This window comes from Streptomyces sp. NPDC026417, assembly GCF_055567695.1.
The window spans coordinates 359,240-376,224 of sequence record NZ_JBVHPY010000006.1 but is presented as its reverse complement, the minus strand read 5'-3'; the positions used below and the strand labels follow the sequence as shown (position 1 = coordinate 376,224).

Below are 16,985 nucleotides of genomic sequence, written 5' to 3'. Positions count from 1 at the left end.
CTCACCCCCCCCCCCCCCCCCCCCCCCCCCCCCCCCCCCCCCCCCCCACCCCCCCCCTCTCCCCCCCCCCCCCCCCCCCCCCCCCCCCCCGGAAGGAGAGGGAGGAGCGGCCCTCGCGGGCGCGCCTCCGGTGTGGAGGATCAGCCCTTGCGGGTGTTGATCTCCTCGGTGAGCTGGGGGACGACGTCGAAGAGGTCGCCGACCACGCCGTAGTCGACGAGGTCGAAGATCGGGGCCTCGGCGTCCTTGTTGATGGCCACGATGGTCTTCGAGGTCTGCATACCGGCGCGGTGCTGGATCGCACCGGAGATGCCGGAGGCGACGTACAGCTGCGGCGAGACGGACTTGCCGGTCTGGCCGACCTGGTTGGAGTGCGGGTACCAGCCGGCGTCGACCGCGGCGCGCGAGGCGCCCACGGCGGCACCGAGCGAGTCGGCGAGGCTCTCGATGATCGAGAAGTTCTCGGCACCGTTGACACCGCGGCCGCCGGAGACCACGATCGCGGCCTCGGTCAGCTCCGGGCGCCCGGTCGACTCGCGCGGGGTGCGCGAGGTGACCTTGGTGCCGGTGGCCTTCTCGGAGAAGGAGACCGTCAGGGCCTCGACGGTGCCCGCGGCCGGGGCGGCCTCCACGGGAGCCGAGTTCGGCTTGACCGTGATGACCGGGGTGCCCTTGGAGACACGGGACTTGGTGGTGAAGGAGGCGGCGAACGCGGACTGCGTGGCCACCGGACCCTCGTCGCCGGCCTCGAGGTCGACGGCGTCGGTGATGATGCCGGAGCCGATGCGGACCGCGAGGCGGGCCGCGATCTCCTTGGCCTCGGCGGAGGACGGCAGCAGCACGGCGGCCGGGGAGACGGCCTCGTACGCGGCCTGGAGCGCGTCCACCTTCGGCACGACCAGGTAGTCGGCGAACTCGGAGGCGTCGGCCGTGAGGACCTTGACCGCGCCGTGCTCGGCGAGAGCGGCCGCGGTGTTGTCGGCACCGGCACCGAGGGCGACGGCGACGGGCTCGCCGATGCGGCGGGCCAGCGTCAGCAGCTCCAGGGTGGGCTTGCGGACGGCGCCGTCCACGTGGTCGACGTAGACGAGAACTTCAGCCATGGGACTTCTTCTCTCCTGCTTACGAAGTGTCAGGGGGCGGTGGGGGTCCGACGGGCCGGACCCCGGGCGAATCTGGCGGGCCTAGATGAACTTCTGGCCCGCGAGGAACTCGGCCAGCTGCTTGCCGCCCTCGCCCTCGTCCTTGACGATCGTGCCGGCGGTGCGCGCCGGACGCTCGGCAGCGGAGTCGACCTTGGTCCAGGAACCGCCGAGACCGACCTCGTCGGCCTCGATCTCCAGGTCCTCCAGGTCCCAGGACTCCACCGGCTTCTTCTTGGCGGCCATGATGCCCTTGAAGGACGGGTAACGCGCCTCGCCCGACTGGTCGGTGACCGACACGACCGCGGGAAGCGAGGCCTCCAGCTGCTCGGAGGCGGCGTCGCCGTCCCGGCGGCCCTTGACCACGCCGTCCTCGACGGAGACCTCGGAGAGCAGCGTCACCTGCGGCACGCCCAGACGCTCGGCGAGCAGCGCGGGAACGACACCCATCGTGCCGTCGGTGGACGCCATGCCGGAGACCACGAGGTCGAAGCCGGCCTTCTCGATCGCCTTGGCCAGCACCAGGGAGGTGCCGATGGCGTCGGTGCCGTGCAGGTCGTCGTCCTCGACGTGGATGGCCTTGTCAGCACCCATGGACAGCGCCTTGCGCAGCGCGTCCTTGGCGTCCTCGGGGCCGATGGTCAGCACGGTGATCTCGGCGTCGTCGGCGTCCTCGGCGATCTGCAGCGCCTGCTCCACCGCGTACTCGTCGAGCTCCGAGAGCAGACCGTCCACGTCGTCGCGGTCCACCGTCAGGTCATCGGCGAAGTGCCGGTCGCCAGTGGCGTCGGGCACGTACTTCACAGTGACAACGATCCTCAAGCTCACGCCGGCTCTCCTACTGCATCGTCATTTCTGGGCTGCCTTCTTGCAGGCAGCATAGGCGCCTGAAGCGGCCGATCCCGGTCGGGGCGACCCGCGCTCCGAACGAAATATTACTCGTCAGTACACCTATCGCTTGCCCACTAAGCAAGCGCTTTGAACTGTGACCTTGACAACGCTGCGTAATCAACTGCGGAGCCTGTGGCATCGGCCACACCCGGGGACCTCGATCCGTCCTCGGGGGTCTCGTCGGGAGCACCCCCTAGTCACGCAGACCGTTGAAGCGCCCCTGGTGGTAGAGCAGCGGGCGGCCCGCGCCCGAGGGCTCGCCCAGGGATACCTCGGCCAGGACGATGCGGTGGTCGCCGGCCGGCACGCGGGCGACCACCCGGCACACCAGCCAGGCGAGGACGCCGTCCAGGAGGGGGACGCCCTCGGGCCCCTCGCGCCAGCGGGTGGGCGCCCCGAACCGGTCGGCGCCGCTGCGGGCGAAGGTGCCGGCCAGCTCCTGCTGGTGCTCGCCGAGTATGTGGACGCCGACGTGGTCCGACGCGGACACCGCGGGCCAGCTGGACGCGCCGGTGCCGATGCCGAAGGAGACGAGCGGCGGATCGGCGGAGACGGAGGTCAGCGAGGTGGCCGTGAAGCCGACGGGACCCGCTTCACCTCGGGCCGTGATCACGGCGACTCCGGCCGCGTGCTGCCGGAAGACGGAGCGCAGGAGGTCGGGAGAGGCGAGCCGGGCGGTGCCGAGACCGGGTGTGGCCGTCATGGAGTGGTCCTTCTTCGCGAGGTGACGTGGGCCCCCCGCTCGGGTGATGCCGCGATCGGGGGCGGGTCCGTGGCTGCTCAACGGCCCGGACAGCGCGCACTCGCGGTGCGGGCCAGGTCCACGTGGACGCGCGCGAAGAGAAGGAGTTCCCGGGGCATACGGTCAGGCTGACGATAGGTGGCGGGTGCAGTCAAGCGCGTCCCGCGTTCTGGGAGATCCCTCACGAAGATCACCACGGGTCAGACGGCCTCCCCGAGCGCGGCGATCACGTCCGCCTTGCGGGGCTGCCCGGTCGCCCGGCGCACGACCCGCCCGTCCGCGTCGAGGACCAGCACCGTGGGCGTCTTCAGGATCGCCAGTTCCCGCACCAGGTCCAGATGGTGCTCGGCGTCGATCTCGACATGGGACACGCCCGGAACCAGTCCGGCCACCTCGGCGAGCACCCGGCGAGTCGCCCGGCAGGGCGCGCAAAAAGCGCTGGAGAACTGGACGAGCGTGGCCCGTTCGCCCAGCGCCTCCCCCAACTCGGCCGGGCCGAGCCGCTTCCCGCCGTCACGCCCGCGCACTCCGACTCTCCCGCTCCGCCGCCGATGCAGCACTCCATAGGCGCTCGCCGCCGCGAGCACCACCACGCACACCACAAGTCCGGTCATCCTCGGCGACAGCGTTCACGAGACCGCAAAGATTCCCGGCTCCACGGATCCTGCCCCATGCGGAATGCTTGATTCATGGACATCGATGTGAGAGGGCCGCGGTTCGGAGCGGCCGTGACGACCGTCGTCCTGGCGGCCGTCCTGATCACCAACAGCGCCTGGCTGCTGGCCTGGCAGACCCTGGTCTTCGCCCTGGGCGCGGCGGGGCGCTCGCCGTACGGGTGGCTGTTCCGCACGGCGGTACGACCCCGGATCGGGCCGCCGGCGGAGTTCGAACCGCCGGAGCCCCCGCGGTTCGCACAGGTGGTCGGGCTCGCCTTCGCCCTTGTGGGACTGGTGGGTTACGCGGCGGGCCCGCAGTGGCTCGGCATGGCGGCGACCGCGGCCGCACTCGCCGCGGCCTTCCTCAACGCGGTCTTCGGATACTGCCTGGGCTGCGAGATGTACCTGCTCGTACGTCGTCTGACGGTGCGCGCGGGGTAAAGCCCCGGGAAAACCCCGAGGTCGATCACGGGTCGACGTGACGAGGATCTCGCCCTTCTCCGGCACCAGGACTGGCCCCCCGTCCGTTCTTGGGGCACGATCTGCGCAATGCCGTAAACCTACGGCTGCGTAACTTTCCCGCCGGGAGCCCCCTTTCCCAGGCAGAGAGAAGGGTCCACCCCGTCCATGGCAGAGCTTGTCTACCGTCCCGTCGTCGGTCTCGCCCTCACGCTGTTCAAGGCCTGGGACCTCAAAATCGACTGCAAGGGATCGGAGAACATTCCGCGCTCGGGCGGCGCCGTGCTGGTGAGCAATCACATCAGCTATCTCGACTTCATCTTCGACGGCATGGCCGCGCTCCCCCAGAAGCGCCTGGTGCGCTTCATGGCGAAGGAGTCGGTGTTCCGCCACAAGATCTCCGGCCCGCTGATGCGCGGCATGAAGCACATCCCGGTGGACCGCAAGCAGGGCGAGCAGGCGTACTCGCACGCGCTGGACTCGCTGCGCTCCGGCGAGATCGTCGGCGTCTTCCCCGAGGCCACCATCTCCCCGTCGTTCACGCTGAAGAGCTTCAAGTCGGGCGCGGCCCGCCTGGCGCAGGAGGCCGGCGTCCCGCTGATCCCGATGGCGCTGTGGGGCACCCAGCGCCTGTGGACCAAGGGACACCCGCGCAACTTCAAGCGGAGCCACATCCCGATCACGATCCGCGTCGGTGAGCCGGTCGAGGCCCCGAGCGACCAGTACGCGGGCGCCATCACGCGCCGGCTGCGCGGACGGGTGCAGGAACTCCTGGAGGCGGCGCAGCGCGCCTATCCCGTCCGCCCCAAGGGCCCGGACGACACCTGGTGGATGCCCGCGCACCTCGGCGGCACGGCACCGACCCCCGAAGAGGTGCGGGCCGCCGAGGCACGCTGAGCACATTCCGGGCCGGGGCGTGGACGCGCGCCGGTTACTCCTCAGACCGGGGCGTGGACGGTGACCCGCGCCCCGGGGCTGAACTTCTCCAGGAGACCGGCGAGTTCGGCACCGGCCCGCTCGACGTCGGCCACCGGCATCGGCGCCAGGCCCTCCAGCAGGAAGACCGCGGAGGTGGACGCCTCGGTGAGCCTGGTGCGCGGCCCCTGGCGCCAGTTCCAGCGGCGGCAGGTCACGCCCGCCTCGTCGCGCCACACCACCTCGCCCGCGTCCGGGTGCTCGACCACCTCTTCCCCGCCCGCGGACGTCAGGAACTCCTCGTCGCCCGTGGCGCGCACGAGCCGCATCCCGCCCTCGATGCGGTCGGTGTCCTCGCCGCCCACCGGGATCAGGTGAGCGACGCTGATCGCGTTGTAGACGTCGACGAGCAGGTTGATGCGGGGCAGGCCGGCGTCCGACAGCGCCCTTTTCGCCAGCGCCTCGGCCGAGTTGCGCGTGCGGGAGGGCTTGGAGCCGAATGCCGTGTAGGTCTCCCGCCAGGCCGCCATGTGCGGGTCCTCGTGCGGGGCGCGGCCTGCCAGCCGTGCGGCGAGACGACGTGCCGCGTCGTCGAGGAGCGCCGAAGTCCCGTCCGTGCTCGGTCCGTTGACGAGCCCGTCCGCCTCGATCGCCACGTGGGTGAAGCCGGGCGCGAGTGCGCGGACCTCGTCGGACACGGTGAGGGTGAGAGTCATCGTCTGCCTTGCGTCAGAGTGCGGTGGGGAGTGTCTTCCACAGGTGCGGGCGGTCCCGGGCACCCTTGAGGGCCGCCAGCACCTCCGGATGAGGTGCAGCGTACAGTACTGGATAGTCCACCTCATTGGACTCCGGATCCGGGATCCAGGCCAGCCGCTCGCCGTCGAGGGAGAACTCGGCGTCGACCCCGGGCTTGTTCCCGCGGCAGTCCTGACGGTGCCAGGACCCGCGGAAGCGCACGGCGACCAGACCGTGCACACAGCGTCCGCTCCCGTCGTCGTGCAGCAGGGACTGATAGCAGAGCGCGGTGGGAATGTCCTCGGCCCGCAGCAATGCCGTCAGCGCGTGCGCCTTGGCGTGGCATATCCCGGTGCGCCGCTCCAGCACGTCGGAGGCGCGCCAGGTGACGCGCGGATCTCCGGCGTCCTGCGAGTGCGGAATGGTGTCGCGCACGAATTCGTAGGCGGCTCGCGCATAGGCATACGAGTCTGCCACCTCCCGCGCGAGCCGGGAAGCCACGTCGCGCACCACGGGGTGATGATGGTCGATGACCTCGTCGGCGGCCAGATAGGCGGACAGGTCGGGGGTCTGCTGGATCAGCTCCATGCCGGCAGAGCATAGGAATACGGTCGACCGAGAGTCAATGACTTTTCGGTCGACCGTATATCTATGCACATCGTGATCCCGCGGTTCGAGATCTAGCGCGCCATCTCTTCCTTCAGTGCCGCCACGAACCCGTCCACGTCGTCCTCCGTCGTGTCGAAGGCGCACATCCAGCGCACGTCACCGGCGGCCTCGTCCCAGAAGTAGAAGCGGTAGCGCTTCTGCAGCCGCTCGCTGACGTCGTGCGGCAGGCGTGCGAAGACCGCATTGGCCTGCACCGGGTGGAGGATCTCCACGCCGTGGACGGCGCGGACGCCCTCGGCCAGCCGCTGGGCCATCTCGTTGGCGTGCCGGGCGTTGCGCAGCCACAGGTCCTTGGCCAGCAGCGCCTCCAACTGCACGGAGACGAACCGCATCTTGGAGGCCAGCTGCATGGACAGCTTGCGCAGGTGCTTCATGTGGCGGACCGCGTCGTGGTTGAGGACGACGACGGCCTCGCCGAACAGCGCGCCGTTCTTCGTGCCGCCCAGCGACAGGAGGTCCACGCCGACCGCGTTGGTGAACGCCCGCATCGGGACGTCCAGCGCGGCGGCCGCGTTGGCTATCCGGGCACCGTCGAGATGGACCCGCATCCCGTGGGCGTGCGCGTGCTCGCAGATCGCCCGGATCTCCTCGGGCGTGTAGAGGGTGCCGAGTTCGGTGTTCTGGGTGATGGAGACGACCTGCGGCATCGCCCGGTGCTCGTCGTCCCAGCCGTACGCCTGCCGGTCGATCAGCTCGGGCGTGAGCTTGCCGTCCGGCGTGGGTACGGTGAGCAGCTTGAGGCCGCCCATGCGCTCGGGGGCGCCGCCCTCGTCCACGTTGATGTGCGCGCTCTCCGCGCAGATCACCGCGCCCCAGCGGTCGGTGACCGCCTGGAGCGCCACCACGTTGGCGCCCGTGCCGTTGAAGACCGGGAACGCCTCGGCTCCGGCGCCGAAATGGCTGCGGATGATCCGCTGGAGGTTGGCCGTGTAGTCGTCCTCGCCGTACGCGACCTGGTGCCCGCCGTTGGCCAGGGCCAGGGCGGCGAGCACTTCGGGGTGGGCCCCCGCGTAGTTGTCGCTGGCGAAGCCGCGGACGTCCGGGTCGTGGTGACGCCGGGCATCGGTCTTCGGAGGGTTCACGGCTTCTCGGTCAGCCACAGACGGTTTCCGTTCACTTCACCGGCGGACCTCTCCCAGACGCCGGCGATGGCCTCGGCCAGCTCCGTGACGTCCGTGAAGCCCGCGAACTTCGCGTTGGGTCGCTCGGCGCGCATGGCGTCGTGCACCAGTGCCTTCACCACCAGGATCGCAGCCGCGGAGCGCGGGCCGTCCTCGCCCCCCGCCTTGCGGAAGGCGTCGGCCATGGCCAGCGTCCAGGCCTCGGCCGCGGCCTTCGACGCGGAGTAGGCGGCGTTGCCCGCGGTGGGCTTGGAGGCGCCGGCGGCACTGATGAGCAGGTACCGTCCGCGGTCGCTGCGCTGGAGCCCGTCGAAGAAGGCGAGCGAGGTGTGCTGGACCGTGCGGATCAGCAGCTTCTCCAGCAGGTCCCAGTCCGCGAGGTCGGTCTCGGCGAACGAGGCGCTGCCGCGCCAGCCGCCCACCAGGTGGACCAGCCCGTCCACGCGGCCGAAGTCCTTCTCGATGCGGTCGGCCCAGTCACGGGTCGCCTTGAGGTCGAGCAGGTCGACCGTGTCGCCGACGACGGTGGCACCGCCGTGCGCGTAGCGCGCGGCGTCCACGGCCTCGGCGAGGCGCTGCGGGTCGGCGTCCGAGCCGACGACGACGGCGCCCGCCTCGGCGAGCCGCAGCAGTGCGGCCCGCCCGGCCGGTCCTCCGGCGCCCGCCACCGCGATCACCGCGCCCGCGAGTGCTCCGTTGCCGTTCCCCTGGGCCATCGTCTTCGCCTCCTGAGCGTCCTCGGCGCGGGCGCTCACGCGGCGATCCGCCCGGCGTTCTCCGCGGTGATGCCCTTGGTCGAGGCGATCACGTTCTTCAGCTTCTTCGCAAGCGCCTCGTAGAACATGCTCAGCGGAAACTCGTCCGGGAGCACGTCGTCGACGAGCTTGCGCGGCGGCAGGCTCAGGTCCAGGGCGTCGGGGCCCTTGGCCCAGCGCGAACCGGGGTGCGGGGCAAGGAACCGGGAGACCAGGTCGTACGCGGCGAACCAGTGCACCAGCTTCGGACGGTCGATGCCCGCCCGGTAGAGGTCCTCGATCTCGGCGCAGAGCTGGTTGGTGACCTGCGGGGCGCGCTGCCAGTCGATGTGCAGCTTGTTGTCCGTCCAGCGGACGACGTCGTGCTTGTGCAGGTAGGCGAAGAGCAGCTGGCCGCCGAGGCCGTCGTAGTTGCGCACGCGCTCACCGGTGACCGGGAAGCGGAACATGCGGTCGAAGAGGACGGCGTACTGCACGTCACGGGCCTGCGGGACGCCGTCGGCCTCCAGCTTCACGGCCTCCTTGAAGGCGGTGAGGTCGCAGCGCAGCTCCTCCAGGCCGTACATCCAGAACGGCTGCCGCTGCTTGATCATGAACGGGTCGAAGGGCAGGTCGCCGTGGCTGTGGGTGCGGTCGTGGACCATGTCCCACAGGACGAAGGCCTCCTCGCAGCGCTTCTGGTCGTGGACCATGGCCGCGATGTCCTCGGGCAGGTCCAGGCCGAGGATGCCGACCGCCGCGTCGGTGACCGCGCGGAAGCGGGCCGCCTCACGGTCGCAGAAGATGCCGCCCCAGGTGAAGCGCTCGGGTGCCTCGCGCACGGCGATGGTCTCCGGGAAGAGCACGGCGGAGTTGGTGTCGTACCCCGCGGTGAAGTCCTCGAAGGTGATGCCGCAGAACAGCGGGTTGTCGTAGCGCGTGCGCTCCAGCTCGGCCAGCCAGTCGGGCCAGACCATGCGCAGCACGACCGCTTCGAAGTTGCGGTCCGGGTTGCCGTTCTGCGTGTACATGGGGAAGAGCACGAGGTGCTGGAGGCCGTCCTCGCGATGGGCCGCCGGCTGGAAGGCCAGCAGCGAGTCGAGGAAGTCCGGCACCTTGAAGCCGTCGTCCGCCCAGCGCTGCAGGTCCTTGACCAGGGCCTCGTGGTACTCGGCGTCGTGCGGCACCAGCGGGGCGAGCTGCTTCACCGCGTCGATGACACGGTGGACGGCCAGCTCGGCGTCGGAGGCGTCAGGGGCCCCCTCGGCCTCGAAGTCGATGGACCCGTCCTTGGCCTGCCACGGCCGTATCTGCTCCACGGCATCCTTGAGCACAGGCCAAGCCGGGTGCTCCACCACCCTGGTCAGGGGAGGAATCCGTTCCTCCGTACCCACCTGCACAAGAATTTCCGTCATGACCCATCCTCCACGGGAGAACCTCGCGTATGGACACCGTATGCATTCGAGGTTCCTTCCCACAAGTGGAGACCCGGCAAATTATCCTGTGCGACCCCCGTCTTCACCGCTCTTTTTCCTGTCGGACACCGTGCAGGCGGTGACTTCCGCGCTATGACGCCGAGTGTGGCGCGGATCCTGAAGACACTCCGGAAAGTCGTCACCGAGCCCCACGAGGGGCAGGGCCGACGACGGTGGTCAACCCGCCGGTGACTCGCCCACCCCAGGGTGACCCGGTCCGGTGCCGCGGTGCGGTTCAGCCCTGCGCAAGGCCCCCATTGCCCGGCGTACGAGCGGGTACAACGCACCGCAAGGGCCGTTAGGCTGCGGCCTTGCCGCGTGGACGCCCCGTCGGACTCCACGCCGGAGCCGAGCCGCCGTCGACGGAAGCGAGTTGAACCTTGAACTTCCTCACCATCGGTCATCGCGGAGTGATGGGTGTCGAACCCGAGAACACCCTGCGTTCCTTCGTCGCCGCCCAGCAAGCGGGCCTCGACCTGATTGAACTCGATCTGCATCTGAGCAAGGACGGCGCCCTGGTCGTCATGCACGACGCCGACGTGGACCGCACGACCGACGGCACGGGCCCGATCGCCGAGAAGACGCTCGCCGAGCTGCGGGCGCTGGACGCCGGGCAGGGCGAGCGCGTCCCGGTGTTCGAGGAGGTGCTGGACGCCGTCAAGGCGCCGCTGCAGGCCGAGATCAAGGACGTGGCGGCGGCGCGGGCGCTGGCGGAGGTCATGCACCGGAGGGACCTCGTCGCACGGGTCGAGGTGCTGTCCTTCCACGACGAGGCGATCGCCGAGATCGCCCGGCTCGTGCCGGGCGTCCGCACCGCCCTGGTCGCCAGCCGCTTCGGGGTCGACGTCGTCGACCGCGCCACCGCCGTGGGCGCCTCGACCCTGGTGCTCAACATCCGCCGGCTGACCCTGGAGGTCGTCGAACGAGCGCGGAAGGCGGACCTGCGGATCATCGGCTGGGTGGTGAACACCCAGGACCACCTGCGGCTCGTGCGGGCCCTGGAACTGGACGGCGCGACGACCGACTACCCGGAGATCAAGCGCACCGGCCGCTTCACTGCATGAACGTCACGGCAGCGGCTTGACCAGCAGCTCGAACTGCAGGTCGTCGCGGCGGGGAATGCCGAAGCGCTCGTCGCCGTACGGGAAGGGCGTCATCCTGCCCGTACGGCGGTACCCGCGCCGCTCGTACCAGGCGATGAGGTCGTCGCGCACCGAGATCACCGTCATGTGCATCTCCTCGGCGCCCCAGGCCTCGCGCGCGTGCCGCTCCGCCTCGGCGATGATCACCTTGCCGAGGCCGGCGCCCTGGAGGGCAGGGTTCACCGCGAACATGCCGAAGTAGGCGTGCGCGCCTCGGTGTTCGAGCTGGCAGCAGGCGACCACCGTGCCGTCGCGCTCCACGGTGAGCAGCCGGCTGTCCGGCGACTTGATCACGGCGAGCACGCCCTCGGGGTCGGTCCGCTGCCCGTCCAGGATGTCGGCCTCGGTGGTCCATCCGGTCCTGCTGGTGTCCCCGCGGTAGGCGGACTCGATCAGCACGACCAGGGCGTCGACGTCGGCATCGGTGGCGTCGCGGAAGGTCAGTCCGTCGGCGGTCGTGTCCATGGAGCGGTTCTCCGATCGGTGGCGCGGCTCGGGCACCGACGAGAGTAACCCTCGCCCGGGCGGTGTCCGCACGGTCGCGCCGCTCACCCGGAGGGCGGGCCCCCGCGGCCTCCGGTGCGTGTTCTCGGAGTGCCAAGCGGAGGCCCGCGTACCGGCCCGCCCCGGGTGTCCGCCCGGTGCGGCGGGAGTGCGTCCGGGAGTCGTGGGGCAGGCGCGGCCGTGCGGACACCGCCTAGGCTGCGGGTGCATGGTGCATGTACTGAGCAGCCGGACCCTTCTGCGTCCCACCGACCCCGAGCGCTCCCGCCGCTTCTACGGAGAGCAGCTGGGCCTCGCCGTACACCGCGAGTTCGGCACGGGCCCCGAGCGGGGCACGGTCTACTTCCTCGGCGGGGGCTTCCTGGAGGTCGCGGGGCGCTCCGACACCCCGCCGTCCCCCGCCCTCAAGCTGTGGCTCCAGGTCGCCGACGCGGCGTCGGCGCACACGGAGCTCACCGCCGCGGGCGTCGACATCGTGCGTCCGCCGGTGAAGGAGCCCTGGGGACTGATCGAGATGTGGGTCGCCGACCCCGACGGGACCGAGATCGTGATCGTGGAGATCCCGGCCGACCATCCCTTGCGGTACCGCCCCGGCATCTGACGCCGACCGGCCCCGCGGGGTCCGTGCCGGCCCACCGGATGGCCCCGGCCGCGGCCAGGCCCTAGCGTGCTGGGGACAGCCGTCCTGGTGGAAGGAAGCGCCATGCAGCTCGCCAACACCGTGCCCGGCGGTCCCTGCTGGACCGAGCTCGGGACCAGTGATCCGGAGGCGGCCAAGCGGTTCTACGCCGAGTTGTTCGGCTGGCGCCCGGAGACGGATCCGCGCGAGGAGGCGGGCGGCTACACGGTCGCGCACCTCGGTGACGCGGCCGTCGCGGCGATCTCCCCGCTGTACGGGGAGGCGCAGCCGGTCGCCTGGAACGTCTCGTTCTCGGCGCCCGACGTGGATGCCACGGCGGATGCCGTACGGGCTGCGGGCGGCACCGTCGTGCACGGCCCCATGGACGTCTTCGACATGGGCCGGTTCGCGGTCGCCCTCGACCCGGCCGGTGCGGCCTTCCAGCTGTGGCAGCCGCGGGCCTTCCCGGGCGCCGGACTGTTCGACGCACCCGGGTCCCTGGCCTGGGTCGAGCTGCTGACCCGCACGCCCGAACAGGCGACGGCCTTCTACACCACGCTCTTCGGATGGAGCGTCAACGCCTCGGAGCAGTACACGCAGTGGGGTCTCGGCGGCGCCGACTTCGGCGGCATGCTGACGATGGACGGCACGTTCCCGCCCGAGGTGCCGCCGCACTGGCTGCCCTACTTCGCCGTCGAGGACGTGGACCTGCGGGCGGACGCGGCCGTCGCGGCGGGCGGCAGCATGCTCATGGAGCCGACGTCCGTGCCGGACGGGCCGCGCATCGCCCTGCTGAAGGACCCGCAGGGCGCGGTCTTCGGCATCTGCCCGGCGGGCGGGGACCAGGCCTGAGGGGTCGGCGACCCGGATCTCCCGGTGCGCCGCGGCCGGTCACACGCGCGGCCTGCCCAGCGCGCCTTCCAGCTGCCCCAGCAGCTCGCCGAGCAGGACCGAGAGCTCCCGCTGCCGGCCGGAGTCGATCCCGGACAGGACGGTCGTCTCGTAGGCGAGCTGCTCGGGCAGGATGCCGTCGACGAGATCGCGCCCCTCGTCGGTCAGCCGGACGTGCGCGACCCGGCGGTCCCGGGTGTCGCCGCGGCGTTCGACCAGCCCGCGCTCGGTGAGCTGCTTCAGCCGCTTGGTGACGGCCGCGCCGGAGGAGAAGGTCTCGCGGGCGATCTCGCTCGGGGTCAGTTCGTGGCCGGTGCGCCGCAGTGTGCCGAGGACGTCGAACTCCGGGCGGGTCAGGCCGGCCCGGCGCAGCGGGGCGTCCTCCGCCTGTTGCAGGAGGGCCGCGCTGCGGTTGATGCGGCCGATGATCTCCATCGGACCGGTGTCGAGGCCGGGATGGACGGACTGCCACTGCCGTACCACGGCGGCCATCGTGTCCACCGGTGCCGCCGGCCCGGCCCCGGCCACGGGCCCGGTGTCCTCGGAGCCGCTCCCGGGTGTGCTGCCCGGGGCGTCCCCGGCCGGCGCCCGCCCGGCCGCCGCCTTCGCCGCCCGCCCGTGTGCTGCCGTCATGCCTGTGCGTCCTCCAAGGAGTGGGGTCCCCGACGTCGTACCGTCGCCGCGAGCGTACGGTGTGCGGCCTGCTCCGCCCGCATCACCCGCTCCTCCGGCAGGGCGCGCTGCCACCACTCGCCCGCCGCCGCGTCGGCCGTGGCCCGCAGCTCGACGGTGGCGGCGGCGAGGGCGCGGCGCGCGGCTTCCACGGCGCCGGGCGCGGCCTGCCGGTCGGCCAGGACGCGGGCCGCATGGCCACGGGCGCGCTCGACGGCGCCGAGGGCCTCCTCGATGCGGTCGCCGGCCCGCCGGTTGGTGACCACGACGGCCGCGGCGAATCCGACGAGCGCGCCGACGAGGGTGTCGACCACCCGGTCGGTCATCAGCTCACCGGGCTCCTGGTAGCGCGCGAACTCGGTGATGAGCAGCGCCATGGGGGTGACGCAGACGCTGCCGAGCCAGTAGTTGCGGCCGATCAGCGCCTCGGCCCCGAAGTTGAGCAGGAGGCAGCACAGCACGAGCGCGGCCTGTCCTAGGTGCGCGAGGGGGACGATCGCGGCAAAGACCAGCACGCCGACCAGATTGCCGACCACGCGCTGGACTCCCCGGCTCCAGGTGAGGGTGACGTTGGCCTGGTAGAGCGAGGCCGCGGTGACCAGTGCCCAGTAGGGGCGGCCGACACCGAGGGCGAGTGACACGTAGCCGGCGAGGGCGCAGCCGAGCGCGGTGCGCAGGGCGATGGGGGCCAGCGGGGCGAGCCTGGCGGACAAGGGGCGCGCCGGGCTGTCGAGTTCGGCCTCCACGCCGAGCAGCTCACCGGTCCCGGGATCGCCCGCGGACGGGACGGGACCGGTACCGCGCAGCCGGGCGGCCCAGCTGCGCAGCTGCCCGGCATCGGTGTCGGCGGGGGCGGCGAGCGCGACCTCCGCGCGGACCACGAGCCGCTCCAGGGCGCGCCGGGAAGCCGAGCGGGCGCCTGTGGAGAGCAGGCACTGCCAGGCGGCGTGGACGGCGGCGGCACCGGCTGCCCGGCTTCCCGCGTGCCCGTCCGCGGTGCCCCGCGTCTCCACGTACGTCGCCGCGGCGGCGAGCGCCTGCGCCGTGGCCCGCCGCTCGGGTCCGTGCGGGCGCAGGAGGGCGGGCGCCATGCCGACCAGCCAGGCCCAGGCACCCGCGCAGGCGGCGAGCGCCAGGTGCCCGGGGACCTGGCCGAGGTGCTGCGGCGCGAAGAGGGACGCGGAGCTGATGAAGGTGAGGATGACGTGCCCGGGCGGCCCGACGCGGGTGGCGTCGCACAGCGTCTTCTGCACGGCGGCCAGCAGCGCGCCGACGGTGACCAAAACGACGGTGTTCCCGGTGAGGGACGCCGTGGTCAGGGCGACGGTCACTCCGCCGAGCATGCCGAGCACCACCATGGCCAGCACCCGCGCCCGGGCGGCGTACGGGCGGTTGTGGGCGTACAGCGCGCAGAGGGATCCGGCCATGGTGTACATCGCCAGGTCGAGACGGCCGAGCGCGAGGAGGGTGAGGTTGGGCGGGGCGACCGCGGCGACGACGCTCAGCGCGGGCTTGAACCAGATGTCCGAGGGCCTGCCCAGGCGGAGCGCTCCGGCGAGCGGAAGGTGACGTACGCGGGCGAGGGGAGACATGGGGGACGCACTGCTCATGAGGACAACCTTAACAGGTGTTTTACCTGTAAACGATTCACCCCTGATCCGTGCATCCGCTCCCCCGGCCGTCCGGCCTGCGGTGCACCCCCGCACGCTCCCCCGCGTACACCCTTGCGCTCGCTTGCGCACCGAGCGGGCCGGGCATGCCCTGACCGACCGTCCGACACCGTCGAAGGGGGAGGTGCGCGGTGCACGGACCGGCTTCGCCCGGCTGGCTGCTCGTCGCGCTGTGCGCGGCGACCGGCGCCTACTGCCTGCTGCGGATGCGCAGTCCGGTCGACGAGCAGCGCCGCGCCGCGGGCGGCGAGGCGCTCATGGGCTTCGGCATGGCCGCGATGGCGGTACCCGCCGCCGTGGCGGCGCCGCCGCGCTGGACCTGGCTGGTGTACGCGGCGGTGTTCGGCTCCGCCGCCGTCCGCGCGCTCTGGGCGGCCCGCCGGAGCGCCCATCACCTGCACCATCTGGTGGGCGCCTGCGCGATGGCCTACATGGGCGCGGTGATGGCCGCGTCCCCGGCCGCGCACGGGCACGCCGGCCACGGCACCTCCGGGATACCGGTGGTGACCGGCGCCCTCCTGCTCTATTTCGCGGGATACGTGCTGTGGTCCGGGACCAGGCTGCTGCCGGTGCCCGGCGCGGCCGGGCCGGCCGGCGCGGCGGCCCCGGCACCGGCGGGTCGCGGGGGTGGCGCCGTCGGCTGGGGCGACCGCCCCGAAGTGGCGCGGGCGTGCCGGCTCTCGATGGGGATGGCCATGGTGGCCATGCTGCTCACCCTCTGACCCCGCGGCGCACGAGGCCGCACCGGACAGGCACACCGGGAGGGCGCGGGTCCCGCGGCGGACCGCGCGGCCGAGGGCGTACGGCCCCGTGGCGTGCGTCACTTGACGTGGCAGCCCGTATCGTCCGGCGGTCCCCGCTCATAGGCTGCACCCATGATGGTCCCCGCGGCACTGTTGCTGCTCGGCGCCCTGGCCGCCGTCGTCGCTCCGCGGCTGCTCGCCCGGGCCGACTGGCCGGACCGCGAGCCGGTGGTCGCCCTGTGGGTGTGGCAGTGCGTTGTCGCGGGCGTCCTGCTGTGCTGCGTGCTGTCGATGACGCTGAGCGCGGCCGCCGCCTGGGTCGCCGTGCGAGGCCATGTGTTCGCACCGGCACCGCACTCCGTCGTGGACGCCTACGCGCTGAGCACGGGCGGCCCCTGGGCCGCGGCGACCGCCGTGGCGCTCGCGTGCGGAGGCGCGTGGACGGCGGCGATGCTGACCCGCGAGATCATGCGCGCCGGGGCGCGCCGCAGGCGGCGTCGCGCCGAACTCCTGCACCGCGCCCCGCTGTTGCCGGGTGAGGAGCCCGGCAGCGACCGGCTGGTGGTGCTGGAGGGCGAGCGTCCGGACGCCTGGTGGCTGCCCGGCGCCGCGCCCCAACTCGTCATCACCACGGCCGCGTTGCAGCGGCTGCACGGACGTCAGCTGGATGCCGTCCTCGCCCACGAGCAGGGCCACGCGCAGGCGCGTCACGACTGGCTGCTGCACTGCTCGGGCGCGCTGGCCAACGGGTTCCCGCAGGTACCGGTCTTCGCCGCATTCCGCAACGAGATGCACCGGTTGGTGGAACTCGCCGCCGACGACATGGCGTCGCGCCGCTTCGGCCGCCTCACCACCGCGCTCGCGCTGGTCGAACTCAACGAGGACCGGGGCGTGTTCGGGCCCTGTCCGACGCCGCAGGCCCACGTCCCGCAGCGCGTCCACCGCCTGCTCACCCCGCCGGACCGGCTGACGGCGGCGCGCCGGCTGCGGCTGACCGCGGCGGGCGCCCTGGTGCCGGTGATCCCCGTGCTGATCGCGTTCGTGCCGGGCCTGCGGGCGCTCGGGTAGCCCTCGGCGACCGGACACCGCCCAGCCGTCGCGGCGCACGGGCGGCGCCCGCCGCGCCGTACGGGCGCGTGCCGGCCTCCCGCCCGCGACCCGAAAGCGGGACATTGGCATGGAATGCCGGACTTCGGCGAGGATCG

The 16,985-nt window shown here is 72.2% G+C and carries 19 protein-coding genes; 7 read left to right on the top strand and 12 right to left on the bottom strand.

Features of this window, described 5'->3' with window-relative positions:
* Positions 1–140 precede the first annotated feature (140 nt).
* The 4 genes from ACZ4NT_RS12950 to ACZ4NT_RS12935 all read right to left on the bottom strand — a co-directional run bounded on the left by ACZ4NT_RS12950 (position 141) and on the right by ACZ4NT_RS12935 (position 3,389).
* Entirely contained in the window at positions 141–1,103 is a 963-nt protein-coding gene (locus ACZ4NT_RS12950) for an electron transfer flavoprotein subunit alpha/FixB family protein (RefSeq protein WP_467725188.1), read from the bottom strand.
* Between the two features lie 81 nt (positions 1,104–1,184).
* Positions 1,185–1,970, bottom strand: a complete 786-nt coding sequence (locus tag ACZ4NT_RS12945) for an electron transfer flavoprotein subunit beta/FixA family protein (protein WP_121408366.1) — start codon at positions 1,968–1,970, stop codon at positions 1,185–1,187.
* Positions 1,971–2,226: 256 nt separating this feature from the next.
* Positions 2,227–2,736 carry a flavin reductase family protein gene (locus ACZ4NT_RS12940; RefSeq protein ID WP_121408367.1) on the bottom strand — a complete coding sequence of 170 codons (510 nt, stop codon included), beginning with the start codon at positions 2,734–2,736 and terminating at the stop codon, positions 2,227–2,229.
* 239 nt (positions 2,737–2,975) lie between these two features.
* Entirely contained in the window at positions 2,976–3,389 is a 414-nt protein-coding gene (locus ACZ4NT_RS12935; RefSeq protein ID WP_467725186.1) for a thioredoxin family protein, read from the bottom strand.
* Between the two features lie 75 nt (positions 3,390–3,464).
* Between ACZ4NT_RS12935 and ACZ4NT_RS12930 the strand changes: the two genes are divergently transcribed.
* Both ACZ4NT_RS12930 and ACZ4NT_RS12925 read left to right on the top strand, forming a co-directional pair.
* The gene (locus ACZ4NT_RS12930; protein ID WP_121408369.1) at positions 3,465–3,872 is read left to right on the top strand and encodes a DUF4395 domain-containing protein; all 408 of its coding nucleotides are present in this window, start codon (positions 3,465–3,467) and stop codon (positions 3,870–3,872) included.
* A gap of 186 nt (positions 3,873–4,058) precedes the next feature.
* The gene (locus tag ACZ4NT_RS12925; RefSeq protein WP_121408370.1) at positions 4,059–4,787 is read left to right on the top strand and encodes a lysophospholipid acyltransferase family protein; all 729 of its coding nucleotides are present in this window, start codon (positions 4,059–4,061) and stop codon (positions 4,785–4,787) included.
* A 41-nt stretch (positions 4,788–4,828) separates the two neighbouring features.
* Here ACZ4NT_RS12925 and ACZ4NT_RS12920 read toward each other — a convergent pair whose 3' ends face one another.
* From ACZ4NT_RS12920 to ACZ4NT_RS12900, 5 genes are all read right to left on the bottom strand, one after another.
* Positions 4,829–5,521: a B3/B4 domain-containing protein gene (locus ACZ4NT_RS12920; protein ID WP_467725184.1), complete on the bottom strand. Its 693-nt coding sequence runs from the start codon at positions 5,519–5,521 to the stop codon at positions 4,829–4,831.
* A gap of 13 nt (positions 5,522–5,534) precedes the next feature.
* Positions 5,535–6,128, bottom strand: coding sequence for a transglutaminase-like domain-containing protein (locus ACZ4NT_RS12915; RefSeq protein ID WP_121408372.1), 594 nt, complete (start codon positions 6,126–6,128; stop codon positions 5,535–5,537).
* A 92-nt stretch (positions 6,129–6,220) separates the two neighbouring features.
* Positions 6,221–7,291 (bottom strand): threonine aldolase family protein, encoded by a 1,071-nt coding sequence (locus ACZ4NT_RS12910; RefSeq protein ID WP_121408373.1) that lies wholly within the window; start codon positions 7,289–7,291, stop codon positions 6,221–6,223.
* Positions 7,288–8,046: an SDR family NAD(P)-dependent oxidoreductase gene (locus tag ACZ4NT_RS12905; protein ID WP_183117198.1), complete on the bottom strand. Its 759-nt coding sequence runs from the start codon at positions 8,044–8,046 to the stop codon at positions 7,288–7,290. Before ACZ4NT_RS12905 ends, ACZ4NT_RS12910 begins: the two co-directional genes overlap by 4 nt.
* A gap of 35 nt (positions 8,047–8,081) precedes the next feature.
* Complete coding sequence (locus tag ACZ4NT_RS12900) at positions 8,082–9,479, bottom strand: DUF6421 family protein (RefSeq protein ID WP_467725181.1); 1,398 nt, start codon at positions 9,477–9,479, stop codon at positions 8,082–8,084.
* Positions 9,480–9,919: 440 nt separating this feature from the next.
* Between ACZ4NT_RS12900 and ACZ4NT_RS12895 the strand changes: the two genes are divergently transcribed.
* Positions 9,920–10,603, top strand: a complete 684-nt coding sequence (locus tag ACZ4NT_RS12895) for a glycerophosphodiester phosphodiesterase family protein (protein WP_121408376.1) — start codon at positions 9,920–9,922, stop codon at positions 10,601–10,603.
* A gap of 3 nt (positions 10,604–10,606) precedes the next feature.
* On the opposite strand, the gene ACZ4NT_RS12890 is transcribed toward ACZ4NT_RS12895, so the two are convergent.
* Positions 10,607–11,146, bottom strand: a complete 540-nt coding sequence (locus ACZ4NT_RS12890; RefSeq protein WP_121408377.1) for a GNAT family N-acetyltransferase — start codon at positions 11,144–11,146, stop codon at positions 10,607–10,609.
* A 247-nt stretch (positions 11,147–11,393) separates the two neighbouring features.
* On the opposite strand from ACZ4NT_RS12890, the gene ACZ4NT_RS12885 reads away from it, so the two are divergent.
* A complete protein-coding gene (locus tag ACZ4NT_RS12885; protein ID WP_121408378.1) occupies positions 11,394–11,786 on the top strand; it encodes a VOC family protein in 393 nt (130 codons plus the stop codon).
* A gap of 102 nt (positions 11,787–11,888) precedes the next feature.
* Entirely contained in the window at positions 11,889–12,656 is a 768-nt protein-coding gene (locus tag ACZ4NT_RS12880; RefSeq protein ID WP_467725177.1) for a VOC family protein, read from the top strand.
* A 39-nt stretch (positions 12,657–12,695) separates the two neighbouring features.
* Here the strand turns inward: ACZ4NT_RS12880 and ACZ4NT_RS12875 are convergent, their stop codons facing one another.
* Positions 12,696–13,328 carry a MarR family winged helix-turn-helix transcriptional regulator gene (locus ACZ4NT_RS12875; RefSeq protein WP_467725175.1) on the bottom strand — a complete coding sequence of 211 codons (633 nt, stop codon included), beginning with the start codon at positions 13,326–13,328 and terminating at the stop codon, positions 12,696–12,698.
* Positions 13,325–14,977 (bottom strand): FUSC family protein, encoded by a 1,653-nt coding sequence (locus ACZ4NT_RS12870; RefSeq protein ID WP_467725173.1) that lies wholly within the window; start codon positions 14,975–14,977, stop codon positions 13,325–13,327. Before ACZ4NT_RS12870 ends, ACZ4NT_RS12875 begins: the two co-directional genes overlap by 4 nt.
* A gap of 191 nt (positions 14,978–15,168) precedes the next feature.
* Here ACZ4NT_RS12870 and ACZ4NT_RS12865 point away from each other — a divergent pair, with 191 nt between their 5' ends.
* Positions 15,169–15,759: a DUF5134 domain-containing protein gene (locus ACZ4NT_RS12865; RefSeq protein ID WP_121408382.1), complete on the top strand. Its 591-nt coding sequence runs from the start codon at positions 15,169–15,171 to the stop codon at positions 15,757–15,759.
* A 153-nt stretch (positions 15,760–15,912) separates the two neighbouring features.
* Positions 15,913–16,848 carry a M56 family metallopeptidase gene (locus ACZ4NT_RS12860; RefSeq protein ID WP_121408383.1) on the top strand — a complete coding sequence of 312 codons (936 nt, stop codon included), beginning with the start codon at positions 15,913–15,915 and terminating at the stop codon, positions 16,846–16,848.
* Positions 16,849–16,985: the final 137 nt, after the last annotated feature.

What these genes read in the sequence shown, in the direction of transcription:
- ACZ4NT_RS12885 (WP_121408378.1), top strand. Translation starts at nt 11,394, where the DNA reads ATGGTGCATGTACTGAGCAGCCGGACCCTTCTGCGTCCCACCGACCCC.
- ACZ4NT_RS12875 (WP_467725175.1), bottom strand. Translation starts at nt 13,328, where the DNA reads ATGACGGCAGCACACGGGCGGGCGGCGAAGGCGGCGGCCGGGCGGGCG.
- ACZ4NT_RS12935 (WP_467725186.1), bottom strand. Translation starts at nt 3,389, where the DNA reads ATGACCGGACTTGTGGTGTGCGTGGTGGTGCTCGCGGCGGCGAGCGCC.
- ACZ4NT_RS12930 (WP_121408369.1), top strand. Translation starts at nt 3,465, where the DNA reads ATGGACATCGATGTGAGAGGGCCGCGGTTCGGAGCGGCCGTGACGACC.
- ACZ4NT_RS12940 (WP_121408367.1), bottom strand. Translation starts at nt 2,736, where the DNA reads ATGACGGCCACACCCGGTCTCGGCACCGCCCGGCTCGCCTCTCCCGAC.
- ACZ4NT_RS12920 (WP_467725184.1), bottom strand. Translation starts at nt 5,521, where the DNA reads ATGACTCTCACCCTCACCGTGTCCGACGAGGTCCGCGCACTCGCGCCC.
- ACZ4NT_RS12880 (WP_467725177.1), top strand. Translation starts at nt 11,889, where the DNA reads ATGCAGCTCGCCAACACCGTGCCCGGCGGTCCCTGCTGGACCGAGCTC.
- ACZ4NT_RS12905 (WP_183117198.1), bottom strand. Translation starts at nt 8,046, where the DNA reads ATGGCCCAGGGGAACGGCAACGGAGCACTCGCGGGCGCGGTGATCGCG.
- ACZ4NT_RS12860 (WP_121408383.1), top strand. Translation starts at nt 15,913, where the DNA reads ATGATGGTCCCCGCGGCACTGTTGCTGCTCGGCGCCCTGGCCGCCGTC.
- ACZ4NT_RS12915 (WP_121408372.1), bottom strand. Translation starts at nt 6,128, where the DNA reads ATGGAGCTGATCCAGCAGACCCCCGACCTGTCCGCCTATCTGGCCGCC.
- ACZ4NT_RS12870 (WP_467725173.1), bottom strand. Translation starts at nt 14,977, where the DNA reads ATGAGCAGTGCGTCCCCCATGTCTCCCCTCGCCCGCGTACGTCACCTT.
- ACZ4NT_RS12890 (WP_121408377.1), bottom strand. Translation starts at nt 11,146, where the DNA reads ATGGACACGACCGCCGACGGACTGACCTTCCGCGACGCCACCGATGCC.
- ACZ4NT_RS12900 (WP_467725181.1), bottom strand. Translation starts at nt 9,479, where the DNA reads ATGACGGAAATTCTTGTGCAGGTGGGTACGGAGGAACGGATTCCTCCC.
- ACZ4NT_RS12925 (WP_121408370.1), top strand. Translation starts at nt 4,059, where the DNA reads ATGGCAGAGCTTGTCTACCGTCCCGTCGTCGGTCTCGCCCTCACGCTG.
- ACZ4NT_RS12950 (WP_467725188.1), bottom strand. Translation starts at nt 1,103, where the DNA reads ATGGCTGAAGTTCTCGTCTACGTCGACCACGTGGACGGCGCCGTCCGC.